The following is a 15,999-nucleotide window of genomic DNA, read 5'->3' as shown; positions in this document are numbered from 1 at the left end:
GCTTCACGGCCTGCGCGCCGAGTGAAATCAGGGTTTTAAATGGCCGGGCGTATTCGGTAGCCGCCGTCCGGCAACTGTTCCAGCGGGCTGGCGGCGGCCAGCAACTGCCGGGTGTACGGGTGCTGCGGGTGATCGAAGATCTGCTCGCGCGAACCCACTTCCACCACATTGCCCTGGTGCATCACCGCCACCCGATGGGCGATGCGCTCCACCGCCGCCAGGTCATGGGAAATGAACAGGCAGGCAAAGCCGTACTGGGCCTGCAAACGCTCGAACAGCTCGAGGATCTGCTTCTGGATGGTCATGTCCAGGGCCGAGATCGGCTCGTCGGCGATCACCAGTTGCGGGTGGCGCACCAGGGCACGGCCGATGGCCACGCGCTGGCGCTGCCCCCCCGAGAGCTGATGGGGGAAGCGCTCGACAAACTGCTCGCCCAGGCCGATGTCCTTGAGGGTCTGCGTCACCCGCTCGCGGCGCTCGGCAGCGTTCAGGCCGGGCTCGTGACGCAACGGTTCGGCGAGGATTTCACCGATTTTCATCCGTGGGTTCAGGGACGAATACGGGTCCTGGAAAATCATCTGGCACTGCAAGCGATGGGTACGGTTGGCCGCCTTGAGGATGTCCACGCCCTTGAAGCGGATCGCCCCGGCGCAGGGCTTGATCAACCCCACCAGCGAACGCCCCAGGGTGGTCTTGCCCGAACCGCTGCCCCCCACCAACGCCAGGGTTTCGCCGGGGGCGATCACCAGGCTGGCCGAATGCACCACACGATTGAACTGGCGCTTGCCCCAGAACGAGGTCGGCCCGGGGTGCTCGATGCACACCTGGTCCACCTCGACCAATGGCCCATTGCTCGCCGGCAGCGCTGCCAGCTCGCCACGCCGGGGCAAGGCTTCCAGCAGTTGGCGGGTGTAGTCGGCCCTCGGCGCCAGCAGGATGTCGTCGATGCTGCCCTGCTCCACCGCCTTGCCGTGGCGCATCACCACCACCTTGTGGGCATAACGAGCGACCAGGGACAGATCATGGCTGATAAACAGGATCGCGGTGCCCTGCTCGCGGGTCAGTTCCAGCATCAACTCGATCACGTCCAACTGCGCCAGGCAGTCCAGCGCGGTAGTGGGCTCGTCGGCGATCAACAACGCCGGGCGCAGCAGCATCACCGAGGCCAGCATGATGCGCTGGCGCATGCCACCGGAGAACTGGTGCGGGTAAGACTCCAGGCAACGTTCGGCCGCCTTGATGCCGATACGCCGCAGCATGGTCAGGCAACGTTCGCGAATCTGCGGCGGATCGAGGTCGGTGTGCAGCCTGAGCGCTTCACTCATCTGCTGGCCGATCTTCAACGCCGGATTGAGCGACACCATAGGCTCCTGGAACACCATGCCGATGCTCGCGCCGCGAATGCCGCGCAGCTCTTCGCTGCTCACACTGGCCAGGTCACGCCCCTGAAAATCCAGGCGCCCACCGCACACCTGCATGGGCAACGGCAGCAGGCCGATGGCGGCGCGGGCGGCCATGGTCTTGCCGCTGCCAGACTCGCCCACCAACGCCACGATCTCACCGGGGGCGATGCTGAAACTCAAGTCATCCACCGCCAACGGGCCGTGCTCACCTACCCGGATCTTCAGGTGCTCCACGTTGAGCAAAACAGGATTGGCCGACATGTTCACTTCCTCATCCGTGGGTCGAGGCGATCACGCAGTGCATCGCCAAACAGGTTGATCGCCAGCAACGTCAGGCAGATAAACAGCCCGGGGAATACGCCCAGCCAGGGTGCAGAGGCGATGTAGGGACGGCTGCTGGCGAGCATGTTGCCCCAGGTCGCGGCCGGTGGCGGCACGCCCAGGCCGAGGAAGCTCAGGGCACTTTCCGACAGCAATGCCCAGCCGAACATGCTGGTGGCGAGCACGCACAACGGTGCCAGGCAGTTCGGTGCGATGTGCCGCAGCATGGTGTACAGCTCGGAATTGCCGATGACCCGCGACGCTTCGATGTACTCCAGCTCGCGCAGGGACAACACCGTGCCGCGCACCACGCGCACCACCGAAGGCGTGTAGGCGATGCCCAGGGCCAACACGATGCCGTACTTGCTCGCGCCGATGATCGCCATGATGCCCAGGGCCATGAGGATGCCAGGGAATGCCAGCAGCGCATCGTTGAACATCATCAACAGGCGGTCGGTCCAGCCGCGCAGGTAACCGGCGAGCATGCCGATCAAGGTGCCGGCGATAACTGCCACACTCACCGTCAGCAGGCTCACCCACAGGCTGGTGCGTGCACCGATCAACAAGCGACTGAACACATCGCGACCGAACTCATCGGTGCCCAGCCAATGGGCGGCCGATGGCGCCTGGAAGCGCGACAGCAAGTCGATCTTCAGCGGGTCGAACGGCGACCACACCAGCCCCATCAAGGCCAGGACCACCAGAGCCACCAGTAACCCGCCGCCGATCAAGGCGTTGGCCGGTGCCCAGGCGCGGCGGCGCTTGGCCGGCGCCGACACGGCAATTGTCGAACTCATAACTTCACCCTTGGATCGAACAGCGGATAGAGCAGATCCACACACAGGTTGACCAGCACATAGATAAAGGTGATCAGCAACAGGCAGCCCTGTAGCACGGGATAGTCGCGGGCGAAAATCGCGTCCACCATCAACCGGCCGATACCCGGCAAGGTGAACACGGTTTCCAGCACCGCAATGCCCCCCAGCAGGTTGCCGAGGATCAGCCCCACCAGGGTCCAGGTGGGCGCAAAGGCGTTGGGCAAGGCGTGTTTCCACAGCACGGCACGCTCCGACAGACCCTTGGCCCGAGCATGGGCAATGTATTCCAGGCGCAGCACTTCGATCGTGCTGGCCCGCGCCATGCGGGTGATCGCGCCGACTTCCACCAGGGTCAGGGTCACCACCGGCAGCACCATGTAGCTCATGGCTTGCCAGGGAGCCTGTGCGAAACTCACGTAGCCCACCACTGGCAGCCAGCCTAGCTGGATGCCGAACGCATGCAGCAACAACAGGCCGAGCCAGAAGCTGGGGATCGACAGCAGCAAGGTCGCCACGGACACCAACCCCAGGTCGAGGGCGCTGTTCTGTTTCCAGGCAGCGATCAGGCCGATCGGCACCGCAATCAGCGTGGCCAGCAGCACCGCCACCAGCACGATGGTCGCGCTGACGCTGAACCGGTCGAGAATCAGCGGCAGCACCGCCTGTTTGGTGCTGATGGAAAAGCCCAGGTCAAAGCTCAACACGGCCTTGAACCAGATCAGGAACTGGGTCACCAACGAGTGATCCAGGCCGAGGGTGTGGCGCATGTCCGCCAGGCTTTGTGGGTCGGCCATATCGCCGAGCATCAGCAGTGCCGGGTCGCCGGGAATCAGCCGGATCAACGCGAACACCATCACCGAAATCAGCAACAGCGTAGGCACCGCCATCCCGAGTTTTTGCAGGATAAAACGCAACATGTTCAGGCCCTGTTACTGTGCCGCGAGGCTGACGCCCCACAACCGTGGCGATGACACCGGCCACGAGTGGAAGCCCTTGACGCTGTCGCGCAGCGCTGCGGCGACCGTGCCGTTGTAGATGATCACCATCGGCGTGTCGTGGATCATCATCGTGTGCAGTTGGTCGAACAGCGCCTGACGCTTGGCCGTGTCGCTCTCACGCACTGCTTCGCGCAGCACCACCTGGGCCTGGGGGTTGTCCCAGACTTTGCGGGGTTCCTTGGTCTTGTCGCCCATCAGCGAGTCGAAGCTGGTGGCCGGGTCCAGGCGCGAGGAATAAGAAAACGCCATCATCTGGTAGTTGCCGCTCTGGTAGCGCTCCAGCTGGGTGCCCCACTCCAGGGTTTCCATCTGGATGTTCAAGCCGCTGGCCACCGCCATGGCCTGGCTGAGCAGGCCCATGTCGAACATCTGCGAGTAACGCTTGTTGACGATCATCTTGATCGGCTGGCCGTTGTAGCCGGCCTCTTTGAGCAGGCGCTGGGCCAGTTGCGGGTCGTGGTGGTAACCCTGTTTGGCGGTGGCGCTGTAGAACGGGCTGGTCTGCGGGATCGCCGAGTTGTTCGGCTCGGAGGTGCCGTTGGACAACGCGGTGACCATCTGCCCGTAATCAAGGGACGCAGCAATGGCCCGGCGGATGCGCACATCCTTGAGCAGCGGGTCGTTGGTCTGGAACAGCAAGCCACAGATGGCCATGATCGGGCTGAACGAAATCTGTACGCCCGGCGTGGCTTTCAGCTCCTCGGCATCGCTGGCACTGACGTTGGGCAGCAGGTCGATGTTGTTGGACATCAAGGCGGCTTTGGCCGACGACGGGTCGGGGATCACCATGAAGCGCAGGTCATCCACCAGCGCCTGCTTCTTGCCGGTGAAACCATCCGGCCCGGCTTCGTCACGCGGGCTGTAGTCCTTGAAACGCGACAACACCACGTATTGGCCGGGCTTCCATTCGGTGAGGCTGAACGGGCCAGTGCCCACCGGCGCCTTCCAACTGCCATCGGCCGACAGCGAGTCGCGGTGCAGGATGCCGCTGCCACCGCAGTCGGGGCGTGCCATCGAGGCCAGGAACAAGCCACTGGGCTGGTCAAGGTGGAACACCACCGTGAGTGGGTCCGGCGTGTCGATGCCGGTGATCTTCGCCCCGCCACGACCATCGAATTCGGCCAGGCAGCGCCATTGGGTCTTGGGGTTGAGGTAACGCTCCCAGGTCCACTTCACGTCCTGGGCGGTCAGGGTGGCGCCATTCTGGAAGTGCACGCCTTCACGCAGTTTGAAGGTGTAGGTCATGCCGTCGTCCGAGCGCAGCACCTCGCGGGCCAGCAATGGGCCGACGGAGGCGTCTTCACGGTGAGCCACGAGGCCCTCGACGATGTGCAGCATCACCGTGTCGGTGTTCTCATCACGGTTGACGCCCGGTTCAGTGCTGCGGATATCGGCGTTCAAGCCCACGCGCAAAGTGCTCTGGGCCTGCGCGAGGCCGGCGCCCAGTGCGAGGGTGACACATAGCGTTCCATTGAGTAAGCGATTCACGGGAGACGTTCTCCTTCGCTGAAAAGACCGGCCAGGGGCAGGAGCCGGCTTCAAGCCTGTGTTAGGTCGTTATTGTTATGGCCTGAGCGAGGTCATGGCCGCGGATGATTTTTGTTTTTTTAAATTCGCCGGGACATATTCACAGCATGCACCCTGCTTGTAAATGTTTTTTTATGCATTTAAAAACATTAAAGTCAGAGACAGCTACAGCGAATGGGCCGAAACGCAGACAAAAAAAAGAGGCCGAAGCCTCTTTTAGATGAACCCGCCAATCCTCAATGCAGCGCCACCCGCGTAATCAGGTAATTGACCAGCTGCGGGTCATCGTCCAGTTCCAGGGCTTGCACCGGGCGCGGCAGGTTGTCCAGCACCGTGCGCCAGAACGCCTGGGACACTTCGTCCTGGTCATAGAAACGCACCAACCAATTGCGCTCGCCGCTGCACAGCACCTGGGTGGCGATGGCGCGGCCAATGCCTTTGCGCCGGTAGCGCTTGAGAATGAACAGATCGGCCAGTTCCAGGGCGTCGACACCCGGCAACTCGCTGCCTTCGATCAGCAGGAAGCCGGCGATGTAACCCTCCACCAGCAGCAGGTGGGCGCTCCATTGCGGGTCTTCCCAGTAGCGCACCAGGTGCTCGTCATGGATATAGAAGCGCCCGTCGGACTCGACATCTTCCTGTTCCCAGTCGGAGGACTCATAGGCGTAGTACTGGTAGAGATTGCGGATCAACTCCAAGGCGTCGGGGCCGGTCTGGATCAATTCGACGGTGGTTTCAGGCATGGGGCTCTCGGTCAAAAAACGCAGGGCGCCATTGTTCACAAAAGGCCTACGCAGGCCAATACATTGCATAACCTTTCTGTTTGCTGAACCGATTGCGGATTTACCTGGCCCCGTCCAAAATCCTGAAATATTTAGAATAAACTTCCCCAAAATTGTAGTGAGCGGGCTTGCCCCGCGCGGCGCCAGACCAGGTTCCGGGTTTCTCCCATGAGTGTGCGGTGTCTGGACCGACGCGGCGCGGGGCGAGCCCGCTCACTGCATGGTTATTCATTTTAAGGACATGTATTTTGACCAACGTCTGTACCGCCGGCCTGGATGTGGGCTTTGCCTCCCTGGATTACCTGCAGATCTTCATCCTGGGCGTGATCCAGGGCATTACCGAACTGTTGCCGGTGTCGTCCACGGCCCACATGCGAGTGGTACCCGCCCTGCTCGGCTGGCAGGACCCGGGCTCGGCGTTTTCGGCGGCCATGCAGTTGGCGGCGCTGGCGGCGGTGGTCAGTTACTTCTGGCGTGATGTGCGCCAAGTGACCACCGGCAGCATCGGCGCGGTGCGCCGGGGCGACTACAACGACCGCTGGTTCAAGCTGGCGGTGGCGATTGTGCTGGCCACCATCCCGATCGGGATTGCCGGCCTTGCGCTGTCCTCAACCCTGAACGCCTGCAACTCGCCGTTGCGCGGGCTGATGGTGATCGGCATTTCCTGCGTGGTCATGGCGGTGTTGCTGGCCGTGGCCGAAGTGCGCGCACGCCACACCCGCGAAGTGAGCGAAATGCGCCTGCGCGATGCGTTGATCGTGGGTATCGCGCAGATTGGCGCGCTGATCCCGGGCGTGTCGCGTTCCGGCTCCACCCTCACCGCCGCGCTGTTCCTCAACTTCAAGCGTGAAGAAGCGGCGCGCTTCTCCTTCCTGCTGGGCCTGCCGGCCATCGCCCTCGCCGGCTTGAAGGAACTGTGGGTGTTGTTGCATGCGGACATGCCGGCCCACGCCTGGCCGCACCTGATCTTCGGGCTGGTGGTGGCGAGCGTCTCGGCGTTCTTCGCGATTTGGGGCCTGATGAAGTTCCTGGAGCGGTTCTCCACCTGGCCGTTCGTGATCTACCGCGCGTTGCTCGGGGTGTTCCTGATTGTGGCAGTCAGCACCGGCCTGCTGAGCTGACTCCTACAGGGGATTGTGGTTAGCGGTCGGCCAGCTCTTCGAGCAGGTCGGCCGAGGGCACGAAGAACAACCCGCCCGTGACTGCCGTGCTGAAATCCAGCAAGCGGTCGTAATTGCCCACCGGGCGGCCGACGAACATGTTCTCCAGCATCAATTCCAACGGCTGCGGCGAACGTGCATACCCAATGAAATAGGTGCCGAACTCCCCTGCCCCCGGCCGGCCGAAGGGCATGTTGTCGCGCAGGATCTTCACTTCTTCACCGTTCTCGTCCGTGATGACGGTGAGCGCGCTGTGGGAGTTGCTCGGCTTGGCTTCCTCGTCCAATTCGATATCCGACAACTTGGTGCGCCCGATCACCTTTTCCTGGGCCTCCACCGTCAGGCCGTTCCAGGCCGTCATGTTGTGCAGGTACTTCTGCACCAGCACATAACTGCCGCCGCGGAACTCGCGGTCTTCGTCGCCCACGATGGTGAAACCCTCGGCCTTGCGCCCCACCGGGTTTTCGGTGCCGTCGACAAAGCCGATGATGCTGCGCATGTCGAAATAGCGGAAACCCTGCACCTCATCCACCACCTTCACCGCGTCGCCCAGGGCCGCCATGAGATGGGTGGCCAGTTCGAAGCACAGGTCCATCTGTTCGGCGCGGATGTGCAGCAGGATATCCCCCGGTGTCGACACCGCCAGGCGCCCTGGCACACCGAATTCGCGGAACGGGTGCAATGCGGCCGGGCGTGGGGCGCCGAACAGTCGATCCCAGGCATCCGAGCCAAACCCGCACACGCAGGTGAGGTTGCCCGCCGGCACGCGCTTGCCCACCGAACGCACCAGCCCGGCGATGTCGGCGCACCAGCCACGCACCGTGTCTTCACTGCCGGGGGCAAGGGTGGCGACCATGAAGATGGCGCTGCTGGTGATGGGGTGGCAGACGGATTGCGGTTCCAGGGGCGGCTGAACAGAGGATGTCGACATGGTGAGAGTCCGGGCTGGGGGCTAAAGACCCGGGCAGATTAGCAGATCCGATGGGGATTTTACGGGCGCCATCGCCGGCAAGCCGGCTCCTACGAGGTCTCGGTGCAGCGGTGCCATAGGGTGCGAACCAGCGCCTGCAGTTTCAAGGCTTCGGCCCAGCGATCACTGATCTCGTGGCCATCGGCGCCGGTGATCGCATAGGGCGGCGGGCCGAGTTCGCAGGTGAAGGACAAGCTCTGCGGCGTGTCGGGGCGCGCCAGCCAGTCGCTGATCCCGTAGCGCCACCACTCGGTAAACCGCTGCACCCAGGCCTGGTGCTGGGGGAACTCCAGCGAAACCTGCACCTGCTCGCTGCTGGCCACGCGGCCATGAAAGCCCCAGCTATGGCGCAGGATTGTGCGGATCTGTTCGTCGTCTTCAAGCGCGCCAGGTTCGGGCAACTCACGCCCGACCACGTAGTGGGACAGGTCGGCCAGCAGTTTCAGGTCGGGCATTTGCGCCAGCAGGTCGAGGGTGAACAGCAGGTCGTTGGTCAGGCGATAGCGATGGGTTTCCAACAGTACCGGAAAGTCCACCTGCTCGGCCAATCGCTGCCAGCCTTCCACCAAGCGCGCGGCTTCGCTTTGGGTGCGCGGGCGCACGTCGGCTTGCAGCGTGAGGTGATGGCAACCATGGCGGCTGATCACGTCCAACGCTGCGGCCAGGTCGTCGACGCTTTGTGGGAACAGCTGGCCTTCGATCTGCAAGCCCCTGGCTGTGGCCGCCGCGTGCAGCCGGGCAACGTCGGCGGGCTTCCAGTAGTGGTCGGTGACGCCGTCGAAACCGGCAGCCTTGATGCGGTCGAGTTGCGCCTCCAGCGGGCCGGGTTCGGTTTGCATGGCCCATAGGGATTGGAATACCAGGAATTGGCGCATATCAGCCTCGCAGCAGGTGTTTGAGGGACTGCCCGGGATCGGCCAGCGTGGCGGCGTCGAGGGCAGTCCGTGCGGTGATCAGGCGTTCGCACAGCTTGATGTCCTTGGCCACGCCGTTGCCCGGGGCCCAGCCGCAGGCACCTTGCAAACGCTGATCGGCATCCAGGTAAAACAGCAGCATGCCGCCTCCCGCCAGTGGGCGGCTGATCATCAACGGCGTCAGCACCCCCACGGTCTGCAAGCCCCAGTCATACTGATCGGACCAGAAACCCGGGATCGTTTCGAACGGCACTTCACGCCCCAACAGATTCAACGCCGCATGCCGCCCCTGAGCCTCGGCGTTGCGCCAGGTCTCCTGGCGCTGATAGAAGCCCTCCAGGCGAAACTCACACACATCACCCGCCGCATAAATGTTGGGCGCACTGGTACGCAGATAGTCATCGACACGGATACCCTGCCCCACCTCCAGCCCTGCGGCGGCGGCCAGTTCCATATTCGGCTGCATGCCAATACCGACCACGACGCGCTCGCAGGGCAAGCGTTGCCCGTCGACCAGCAGCACGCCGTCGGCCTGGATGGATTCCAGCGCCACATTCAATCGCACGTCCACGCCGTGTTCGCGATGCAGGTCCAACAGCGCCTGCGAGATAACGGGGGGCAGCACGCGGCCCGCCAGCCGTGGCCCGGCCTCCAGCACCGTGACTTCACAGCCAAGCCCACGTGCGGTCGCCGCCACTTCCAGGCCGATAAAGCCGCCACCGACCACCACCAGCCGCGTGCCGGGGTTCAGCGCGCTGCGTAAGGCCAGGGCCTCATCATGGGTGCGCAGGTAAAACACATTGGCCTGTTCCTGGGGCAGACGCCGTGCCCTGCCCCCGGTCGCCAGCAACAGCCCGGCGTAAGGCAACCACTGGCCGTCAGCCAATTGCAGGCGATGTTGCGAAGGCTCCAACCGGCTCACCGGGTGACCGGCAAGATGCTCGATGCCCAATTCGGCCAGTCGCTCGCTGTTGAGCAGGCTGCACCCGGCCAGGTCCGTGGTGCCCTGCAACAAGCCCTTGGAGAGTGGCGGTCGTTCGTAGGGCACGTGCACTTCATCGCCGATCAGGATCAGGCGCCCGGTGTAGCCCTCTTCGCGCAGGGTCAGCGCCGCACGGCCACCGGCATGGCCGGCGCCGACAATAATCAGGGGTGCATTCATTATCAGGCCATGACAGCGAGCAGCACTCGCCCCGCTTCGACCCGCACTGGGTAGGTCTTGAGGTTGACGCATACCGGCGCGCCCAGGGCCTTGCCCGTGCGGTAATCGAAGCGCCCGTTGTGCTTGGGGCACTCGATGATGTGGTCCATCACCAGGCCGTCGGCGAGGTGGATTTTCTCGTGGGTGCACAGGCCCGCCGTGGCGAAGAATTCATTGTCGGCCGAGCGGTACACCGCGTAGGTGTGCGGCCCGTGGTCGAAGCGCAGCACGTCTTCTTCGTCTATTTCGCCCACGGCGCAGACGTCGATCCATTGGTCGTTCATGGTATTTGTCTCCGGGTGACCGGCTGACCTTGTGGCGAGGGAGCTCGCTCCCGCTGGGCTGCGAAGCGGCCCCAAGATCGACGGTCGGAATTTGTCTGGAAAAACGCGGTGGCGTTATTGGGGCTGCTGCGCGGCCCAGCGCGACGGTTCGACGCCTCGACAAGCTCGCTCACTACAGGGGCTCGGGCGTTGGATGAAGTAATTCGGGTCGCGGCGTTGGCGCCAGATGGTCGGGAGGATTTCCTTGTAGGCCTCCAGCAGGTTGGCGTAGGGCGGCGGGCAGTCGTTACGGATCTCGTCGTGCAACTGGGCCAGGGCGTGGTACGGAACCATCGGGTACATGTGGTGTTCGAGGTGGTAGTTCATGTCCATGTAGATAAAACGCAGCACGCGGTTCATGTAGATCGTGCGGCAGTTGCTGCGGTGGTCGAGCACGTCTTCGGCCAGGCCGACGTGTTGAGTGAGGCCAAACAGGTAGCCGAGCCAGGCACCGTAAAGGCTCGGCAGGCCCACCAGCATCAGCGGCAGCCAACTGTGCAGATACAGCGCGGCGCCGATGATCACGGCATAGATACCCACCCAGATCCGCGCCGCACGGAACACCTTGGGCCATTCGGATTCAGGGATGAAATCGGCCTCCTGGGCACTCATCTTGCCGACGGCATGGCGCGCCACGCCGCTGAAGGTTTTCCAGGCCAGGGGCAGGTTGAACAGGCTCAGGAACATCATCAGGAAGCTGGGCGGACGCGGTTCGACGATCTCCGGATCGCGACCCACCACGATGGTGTCGGTGTGGTGTCGCGCATGGCTCCAGCGCCACACATGGGGTTCGAAAATGCACATGAAGCTGGCGACCTGATACAGCCCGTCGTTCATCCAGCGCGTCTTGAACGCCGTGCCGTGGCCGGTCTCGTGCCAGCGCGGGTTGGAGGCGGTGCCGTACAGCACGCCATAGGCCATGAAGAACGGCACGCAGGCCCAGGTGCCCCAGAACCAGTAGCCGCCAAAACCGGTGGCGAACAGTGTGGCCATCCACAGGGCGGTGTCGCGCAAGGCCGGGCCGTCGCGGCGCTGCATCAGTTCCTTCATGCGTTTACGGGCAATCGGCGATTGGTACCAGCTCGCTGACACCAGGCCTTTTTCGGCCGCGCGGGCCGCTTCGGGGCCGGTGAGGCTGTAGTCGCGTCGGGTGGGTTGAGGCATTGTTATTGTTCTCCGCAAGCGTGGGTTTCAGGGGCTTTGCGAAACCCACGATAGAGAACGGGTAATTCACCCTCAAGGCCTTGAATCCATTCCCTATCAAGCTATCATCCAGGCGCGGTGGGGCTTGATAGTTTTCTATCACGTGGTGCTTGCACGCGCATTGGTATGCCTGGCGCCTCAAACTTGTCTGATACAACGCGGCGCGGGGCAAGCCCGCTCACTACAATCTTTGGGGGGTCAGATGAATAACAATAAACGCCCGACCATCGCCACCGTTGCTGCTCATGCGGGGCTCAGCGTGGCGACTGTGGACCGGGTGTTGAATGCACGGGCGCCGGTCAACCCGCAGACTGCCGAACAGGTGTTCCAGGCGGCCGAAGCCGTGGGTTATTTTGCCGCACGGCTGATCGGCCAACGCATCCGTGAACGTCGCCCCACCTACCGTTTCGGCATCTTGCTGCTGGCCACCGCCCAGGCGTTCTACGCCAGCCTGGCGCAGGCGATTGGCGAGGCGGCGCAGCGTCATGCCGGTGCCAACCTCAGCTGCCAGTTCGAGTACATCGTGGATCGCACGCCAAGCGTGATCGCCGCCCAGATCGAACACCTGGCCGTGCAATGCGACGCCCTCGCCGTGGTCAGCTTTGCCCACCCACTGATCAACGCCACATTGGCGCAAATCCGCGAAGCCGGCGTGCCGGTGGTGGCGCTGCTCTCGGATATCCACGAGCACGCCGCCGAACCCTACGTGGGCCAGGACAACCATGTGGTCGGGCGCACCATGGGCTGGTTGCTGGCCCGCACCTGTGGGGCGCGCAAAGGCAGCGTGGGGATTCTGTTAGGCGGCCATCGCTTCCTCGGCCACCAGGCGCGGGTCGAAGGCTTGCACAGTTACCTGGCCGAACACGCGCCGGGGCTCAAGCCACTGGAACCGCTGATCAACCTGGACAACAGCGACATCACCGAAGAGGCCACCCTCGACCTCATCGCCCGGCACACAGACCTGCGCGGCCTGTGCGTCGTGGGCGGCGGCGGAGACGGCATCATCAGCGCCCTGGCGCAGTTGCCCAAGCGGCCGGCGCTGTGCTGCATCCTGCAGGAGTCCACCGACCTGTCACGCCAGGCGTTGCGCCAAGGCCTGATCGATGTGGTGATGGATTCACAACCGCGCCAGACGGCCACGGCGCTGATCGAATTGCTGGTGGATTTGCAGACCGCCGAGACCTTCGACCCGGTGCGGCACCGGATGTACATCGCGCCGCAGATCGTGACCTCGGAGAACCTTTAAAGCGCGCGGCACTCGATTTTCAACCCGCCCTCTTCCAGCACATGGCTATCAATCGTCACCGGCAGGAAGCGCTGGATCACCTGCATATTGCTGTGCAAGTGGTCGCTCATGTGCGGCGTGGTAAAACTGCCGCCACCGGCCATTGCCATTGGCAGCAGCAGTTGATCGGCCAAATGTTCACCCACTGCCGTCTGCGTGCAACGCCATTCTTGCGCCTGCTCGATGGCCTGGTCAGCCACCTTTTCGGCACGCAGCCTGTGCATGCCGAAGGCGCTGAACACCTCGGTGACGTGTTCGTGCACATACTCCAGCATCAGCAGGTTACCGGGGCCTTGTTCCGGGTCGATGGCTACTGAAAGCAGTTGCGCGTCGTCGAACCCCAGGCACTGGCCCACACGCTTGAGTTCACGCTCGCTGACCTCGGCGGGCAGTCCGGCGTTCAGGGCAATAGCGCGTGACTCCAGCAACTTGCCGCGCTGCATCAGGTGCAGTGGCGCGAGTTCAGAGGGCTGGATAAAGGCCTCCAGTTCGCCACCGCCTGCCGGGGCAAATCCATACCGATTCAGGCTCAGTTCAATGCGCGCCCCCATGCGGCGCAACAACGGCAGCCAGGCCCGTTGCAGGAAATCCACCGGCGGCGCCAATGGGTTGTGGGTGCCGCCGCAAATCGTCACGCGGCTGGCGGTCGGTGCGCGCAACAACGCTGGGAGCAAGGTTTGCAGCACCAGGGTGCAACTGCCGGCAGTGCCGATGCTGAAGCGGTATTCGCCGCCCTGAATCGCGCCCGGTTCAAAGCGCAGCGTCTGGGAGCCCAACTCGGCCCCTTCCACTTTGGCACCGCACACCTGGGCCGCCGCCAGCACGGCGGTCAGGTGTTGACGCATCAACCCCGGCCGACTGCGCTTGGCGCGGATGTTTCGAATGTGCAGGCCCTGCCCGGTGACCATCGCCAGGCTCAAGCCGCTGCGCAATACCTGCCCACCGCCCAAGGCGCCATCGAGCTCAATCATTTCGTATGTCCTTATGCAAAGTGTTTGACCGTGCTGCGCAGATAGTCATCCAGTTGTTGTGAGTCTGCGTGGGTGCGTGGCAATGACGGCACCTGGCGTTCCAGTTCACGCTGGATATAGCCATGCAATGCAGGGCGCCGTGGCCCGTAGGCCGCCTCGTCGGCATTGCGTTTCAACACCAGCAGGGCCGCTACTTCATCCAACAGTTGCGCGTCATCCACCGTGCCCAGGAGGTCGGCAAAGGTCATAGGCGGGCGGCCCAGGCCCAGGTCGATCCAACGCACCGCGAGTAACGGGCGCAGCACGTAGAAGTACTTCTTGAAACGCACCGAATCGCCTTGCAGGTAACCGCGAAAATTCTTCTTGGCCATCGACAAGTAATGACTGCGCGCAGCCGGCGGGCTGTAGAACGCCTCGGCCAACCCACGCAGTTGCGCAGTGGCGGTAGCGTCCTGGCGATACACCAGCGGCGAATCCAGCCATTCCAGCAACGTGGGATTGGATTTGCGCAGCAGCCCCAAGGTTTTGCGCAGTTCCCAACCGCTGATATCCAGCTCGTCATCCAGCGGGCGCTCGATCACGTCCCGTGGCGTGTCCACCTGCACGAACCAGTCGGGCTTCTCCACATAGACAAAGCGCACATCGTAGTCACTGTCGGTGGAGGCAAAGCCCCAGGCTCGGCTGCCGGACTCACAGGCATACAACACCGTGACATTGCGCTCGCGCTCGATCCTTTCCAGCTCTTGCAACACCCGCGCACGCATGGTGTCGCAGAGTGGGTGACGCTCTTCCCTTTCCATCCTGATTCCCCTCTTATCCTTTGACACACACCACTTGGCGCAAGGTGTGCAGCACTTCTACCAGCTCGCGCTGGGCGTGCATGACCTGGTCGATGTCCTTGTAGGCCATCGGTATTTCATCAATCACATCGGCGTCCTTGCGGCATTCCACGTGGGCCGTCGCACGCACCTGATCGGCCACAGTGAAGGTGTTCTTCGCCTTGGTGCGGCTCATGGTGCGGCCGGCACCGTGGCTGCAGGAGCAGAACGACTCTTCGTTACCCAGGCCGCGCACGATGAAGCTCTTGGCGCCCATGGAGCCCGGGATAATCCCCAGCTCGCCCTTCTTCGCCGACACCGCGCCTTTGCGCGTGACCAGCACCTCTTCGCCAAAATGCCGCTCTTTCTGCACATAGTTGTGATGGCAGTTCACGGCTTCCAGGGCCACTTCAAACGGTTTCTTGATCACCTGCCGCGTGGCCTGCACCACCGCGCGCATCATCAACTCGCGGTTCTGCCGGGCAAAATCCTGGGCCCAGCCCACGGCTTCTACGTAGTCATCGAAGTGCTGGCTGCCCTCTTCGAAATACGCCAGGTCGCGGTCCGGCAAGTTGGCGATGTGCTGGCGCATATCGGCCTGGGCCAGCTGGATAAACAAGTTACCGATCGCGTTACCGACGCCACGGGAGCCGCTGTGCAACATGAACCAGACACGGTTGGCTTCATCCAGGCATACCTCGACAAAGTGGTTGCCAGTACCCAACGTGCCCAGGTGCTGGCGGTGGTTGGCGCGTTCCAGTTGCGGGTACTTGTCGGTGATCGCCTTGAAGCGTGGGTGCAACGCCGCCCACACCTGATCCGCCTCGGCCGGTACATCTTCCCAGGCACCTTTGTCGCGACCTTTTCGGCTGCGGGTGCGGCCATGGGGCACGGCGGCCTCGATGGCGCAGCGCAGGCCAAACAGGTTGTCGGGCAAGTCAGCGGCCATCAACGTGGTGCGCGCGGCAATCATGCCGCAACCGATGTCCACCCCCACCGCCGCAGGAATGATCGCCCCCACGGTGGGGATCACACTGCCAATGGTCGACCCCTTGCCCAGGTGCACATCCGGCATCACCGCCAGGTGTTTGAAGATGAAGGGCATCTGGGCGGTGTTCATCAATTGCTGGCGGGCCTCGGGTTCCACAGGCACGCCTTGGGTCCAGAGTTTGATCGGCTTGCCGTTGGCCACTTCCAGCAGTTGGTAGGTCTTCTCTTGCATGATCTCGATTCTTTTCTTGAAAGCCGTCACTGCGGCGTTGGTTGGGATATAGCAGCGGTCATGCCAGATATTCAGAAAGTTCA

General features: G+C 63.1%; 15 protein-coding genes. 2 read left to right on the top strand and 13 right to left on the bottom strand.

Going from position 1 to position 15,999, the window contains the following annotated elements; genetic code table 11:
- Positions 1-35: 35 nt before the first annotated feature.
- The 5 genes from ACVWVP_RS27630 to ACVWVP_RS27610 all read right to left on the bottom strand — a co-directional run bounded on the left by ACVWVP_RS27630 (position 36) and on the right by ACVWVP_RS27610 (position 5,810).
- Entirely contained in the window at positions 36-1,664 is a 1,629-nt protein-coding gene (locus tag ACVWVP_RS27630; protein ID WP_259174585.1) for a dipeptide ABC transporter ATP-binding protein, read from the bottom strand.
- A gap of 2 nt (positions 1,665-1,666) precedes the next feature.
- Positions 1,667-2,521 (bottom strand): ABC transporter permease, encoded by an 855-nt coding sequence (locus ACVWVP_RS27625; RefSeq protein ID WP_178919692.1) that lies wholly within the window; start codon positions 2,519-2,521, stop codon positions 1,667-1,669.
- Positions 2,518-3,459 carry an ABC transporter permease gene (locus tag ACVWVP_RS27620; protein WP_178919691.1) on the bottom strand — a complete coding sequence of 314 codons (942 nt, stop codon included), beginning with the start codon at positions 3,457-3,459 and terminating at the stop codon, positions 2,518-2,520. The genes ACVWVP_RS27625 and ACVWVP_RS27620 overlap by 4 nt, the downstream gene beginning before the upstream one ends.
- 12 nt (positions 3,460-3,471) lie before the next feature.
- The gene (locus ACVWVP_RS27615) at positions 3,472-5,028 is read right to left on the bottom strand and encodes an ABC transporter substrate-binding protein (protein WP_178919690.1); all 1,557 of its coding nucleotides are present in this window, start codon (positions 5,026-5,028) and stop codon (positions 3,472-3,474) included.
- A 275-nt stretch (positions 5,029-5,303) separates the two neighbouring features.
- Complete coding sequence (locus ACVWVP_RS27610; RefSeq protein WP_178919689.1) at positions 5,304-5,810, bottom strand: GNAT family N-acetyltransferase; 507 nt, start codon at positions 5,808-5,810, stop codon at positions 5,304-5,306.
- A gap of 287 nt (positions 5,811-6,097) precedes the next feature.
- Here ACVWVP_RS27610 and ACVWVP_RS27605 point away from each other — a divergent pair, with 287 nt between their 5' ends.
- On the top strand, positions 6,098-6,970 hold the full coding sequence (locus ACVWVP_RS27605; RefSeq protein WP_178919688.1) for an undecaprenyl-diphosphate phosphatase: 873 nt from the start codon (positions 6,098-6,100) through the stop codon (positions 6,968-6,970).
- A 19-nt stretch (positions 6,971-6,989) separates the two neighbouring features.
- On the opposite strand, the gene ACVWVP_RS27600 is transcribed toward ACVWVP_RS27605, so the two are convergent.
- The 5 genes from ACVWVP_RS27600 to ACVWVP_RS27580 all read right to left on the bottom strand — a co-directional run bounded on the left by ACVWVP_RS27600 (position 6,990) and on the right by ACVWVP_RS27580 (position 11,581).
- Positions 6,990-7,940 (bottom strand): Dyp-type peroxidase, encoded by a 951-nt coding sequence (locus ACVWVP_RS27600; protein WP_178919687.1) that lies wholly within the window; start codon positions 7,938-7,940, stop codon positions 6,990-6,992.
- An 89-nt stretch (positions 7,941-8,029) separates the two neighbouring features.
- Complete coding sequence (locus tag ACVWVP_RS27595; protein WP_457409160.1) at positions 8,030-8,854, bottom strand: sugar phosphate isomerase/epimerase family protein; 825 nt, start codon at positions 8,852-8,854, stop codon at positions 8,030-8,032.
- A 1-nt stretch (position 8,855) separates the two neighbouring features.
- Positions 8,856-10,055 (bottom strand): NAD(P)/FAD-dependent oxidoreductase, encoded by a 1,200-nt coding sequence (locus ACVWVP_RS27590; protein WP_457409158.1) that lies wholly within the window; start codon positions 10,053-10,055, stop codon positions 8,856-8,858.
- Positions 10,056-10,057: 2 nt separating this feature from the next.
- Positions 10,058-10,378: a MocE family 2Fe-2S type ferredoxin gene (locus tag ACVWVP_RS27585; protein ID WP_178919684.1), complete on the bottom strand. Its 321-nt coding sequence runs from the start codon at positions 10,376-10,378 to the stop codon at positions 10,058-10,060.
- Between the two features lie 114 nt (positions 10,379-10,492).
- On the bottom strand, positions 10,493-11,581 hold the full coding sequence (locus ACVWVP_RS27580) for a fatty acid desaturase family protein (protein WP_259174580.1): 1,089 nt from the start codon (positions 11,579-11,581) through the stop codon (positions 10,493-10,495).
- Between the two features lie 241 nt (positions 11,582-11,822).
- Between ACVWVP_RS27580 and ACVWVP_RS27575 the strand changes: the two genes are divergently transcribed.
- Positions 11,823-12,866 (top strand): LacI family DNA-binding transcriptional regulator, encoded by a 1,044-nt coding sequence (locus ACVWVP_RS27575; protein ID WP_457409155.1) that lies wholly within the window; start codon positions 11,823-11,825, stop codon positions 12,864-12,866.
- Here ACVWVP_RS27575 and rtcA read toward each other — a convergent pair.
- Genes rtcA through ACVWVP_RS27560 form a run of 3 tightly spaced genes read right to left on the bottom strand, consistent with a single transcriptional unit; the run spans position 12,863 to position 15,916 of the window.
- Complete coding sequence (rtcA, locus tag ACVWVP_RS27570) at positions 12,863-13,876, bottom strand: RNA 3'-terminal phosphate cyclase (protein WP_457409153.1); 1,014 nt, start codon at positions 13,874-13,876, stop codon at positions 12,863-12,865. The two genes, ACVWVP_RS27575 and rtcA, sit on opposite strands and share 4 nt — an antisense overlap.
- 11 nt (positions 13,877-13,887) lie before the next feature.
- Positions 13,888-14,676: a nucleotidyltransferase domain-containing protein gene (locus ACVWVP_RS27565; RefSeq protein ID WP_457409152.1), complete on the bottom strand. Its 789-nt coding sequence runs from the start codon at positions 14,674-14,676 to the stop codon at positions 13,888-13,890.
- Positions 14,677-14,689: 13 nt separating this feature from the next.
- Positions 14,690-15,916 carry an RtcB family protein gene (locus tag ACVWVP_RS27560; RefSeq protein WP_457409149.1) on the bottom strand — a complete coding sequence of 409 codons (1,227 nt, stop codon included), beginning with the start codon at positions 15,914-15,916 and terminating at the stop codon, positions 14,690-14,692.
- Positions 15,917-15,999: the final 83 nt, after the last annotated feature.

The sequence above is a fragment of the Pseudomonas sp. TE24901 genome, from assembly GCF_054058375.1.
Note: the sequence above shows the minus strand (reverse complement) of the source record. Positions and strands in the feature narration are given on the sequence as shown.

What these genes read in the sequence shown, in the direction of transcription:
- ACVWVP_RS27625 (WP_178919692.1), bottom strand. Translation starts at nt 2,521, where the DNA reads ATGAGTTCGACAATTGCCGTGTCGGCGCCGGCCAAGCGCCGCCGCGCC.
- ACVWVP_RS27620 (WP_178919691.1), bottom strand. Translation starts at nt 3,459, where the DNA reads ATGTTGCGTTTTATCCTGCAAAAACTCGGGATGGCGGTGCCTACGCTG.
- rtcA (WP_457409153.1), bottom strand. Translation starts at nt 13,876, where the DNA reads ATGATTGAGCTCGATGGCGCCTTGGGCGGTGGGCAGGTATTGCGCAGC.
- ACVWVP_RS27580 (WP_259174580.1), bottom strand. Translation starts at nt 11,581, where the DNA reads ATGCCTCAACCCACCCGACGCGACTACAGCCTCACCGGCCCCGAAGCG.
- ACVWVP_RS27595 (WP_457409160.1), bottom strand. Translation starts at nt 8,854, where the DNA reads ATGCGCCAATTCCTGGTATTCCAATCCCTATGGGCCATGCAAACCGAA.
- ACVWVP_RS27560 (WP_457409149.1), bottom strand. Translation starts at nt 15,916, where the DNA reads ATGCAAGAGAAGACCTACCAACTGCTGGAAGTGGCCAACGGCAAGCCG.
- ACVWVP_RS27600 (WP_178919687.1), bottom strand. Translation starts at nt 7,940, where the DNA reads ATGTCGACATCCTCTGTTCAGCCGCCCCTGGAACCGCAATCCGTCTGC.
- ACVWVP_RS27590 (WP_457409158.1), bottom strand. Translation starts at nt 10,055, where the DNA reads ATGAATGCACCCCTGATTATTGTCGGCGCCGGCCATGCCGGTGGCCGT.
- ACVWVP_RS27610 (WP_178919689.1), bottom strand. Translation starts at nt 5,810, where the DNA reads ATGCCTGAAACCACCGTCGAATTGATCCAGACCGGCCCCGACGCCTTG.
- ACVWVP_RS27565 (WP_457409152.1), bottom strand. Translation starts at nt 14,676, where the DNA reads ATGGAAAGGGAAGAGCGTCACCCACTCTGCGACACCATGCGTGCGCGG.
- ACVWVP_RS27585 (WP_178919684.1), bottom strand. Translation starts at nt 10,378, where the DNA reads ATGAACGACCAATGGATCGACGTCTGCGCCGTGGGCGAAATAGACGAA.
- ACVWVP_RS27630 (WP_259174585.1), bottom strand. Translation starts at nt 1,664, where the DNA reads ATGTCGGCCAATCCTGTTTTGCTCAACGTGGAGCACCTGAAGATCCGG.
- ACVWVP_RS27575 (WP_457409155.1), top strand. Translation starts at nt 11,823, where the DNA reads ATGAATAACAATAAACGCCCGACCATCGCCACCGTTGCTGCTCATGCG.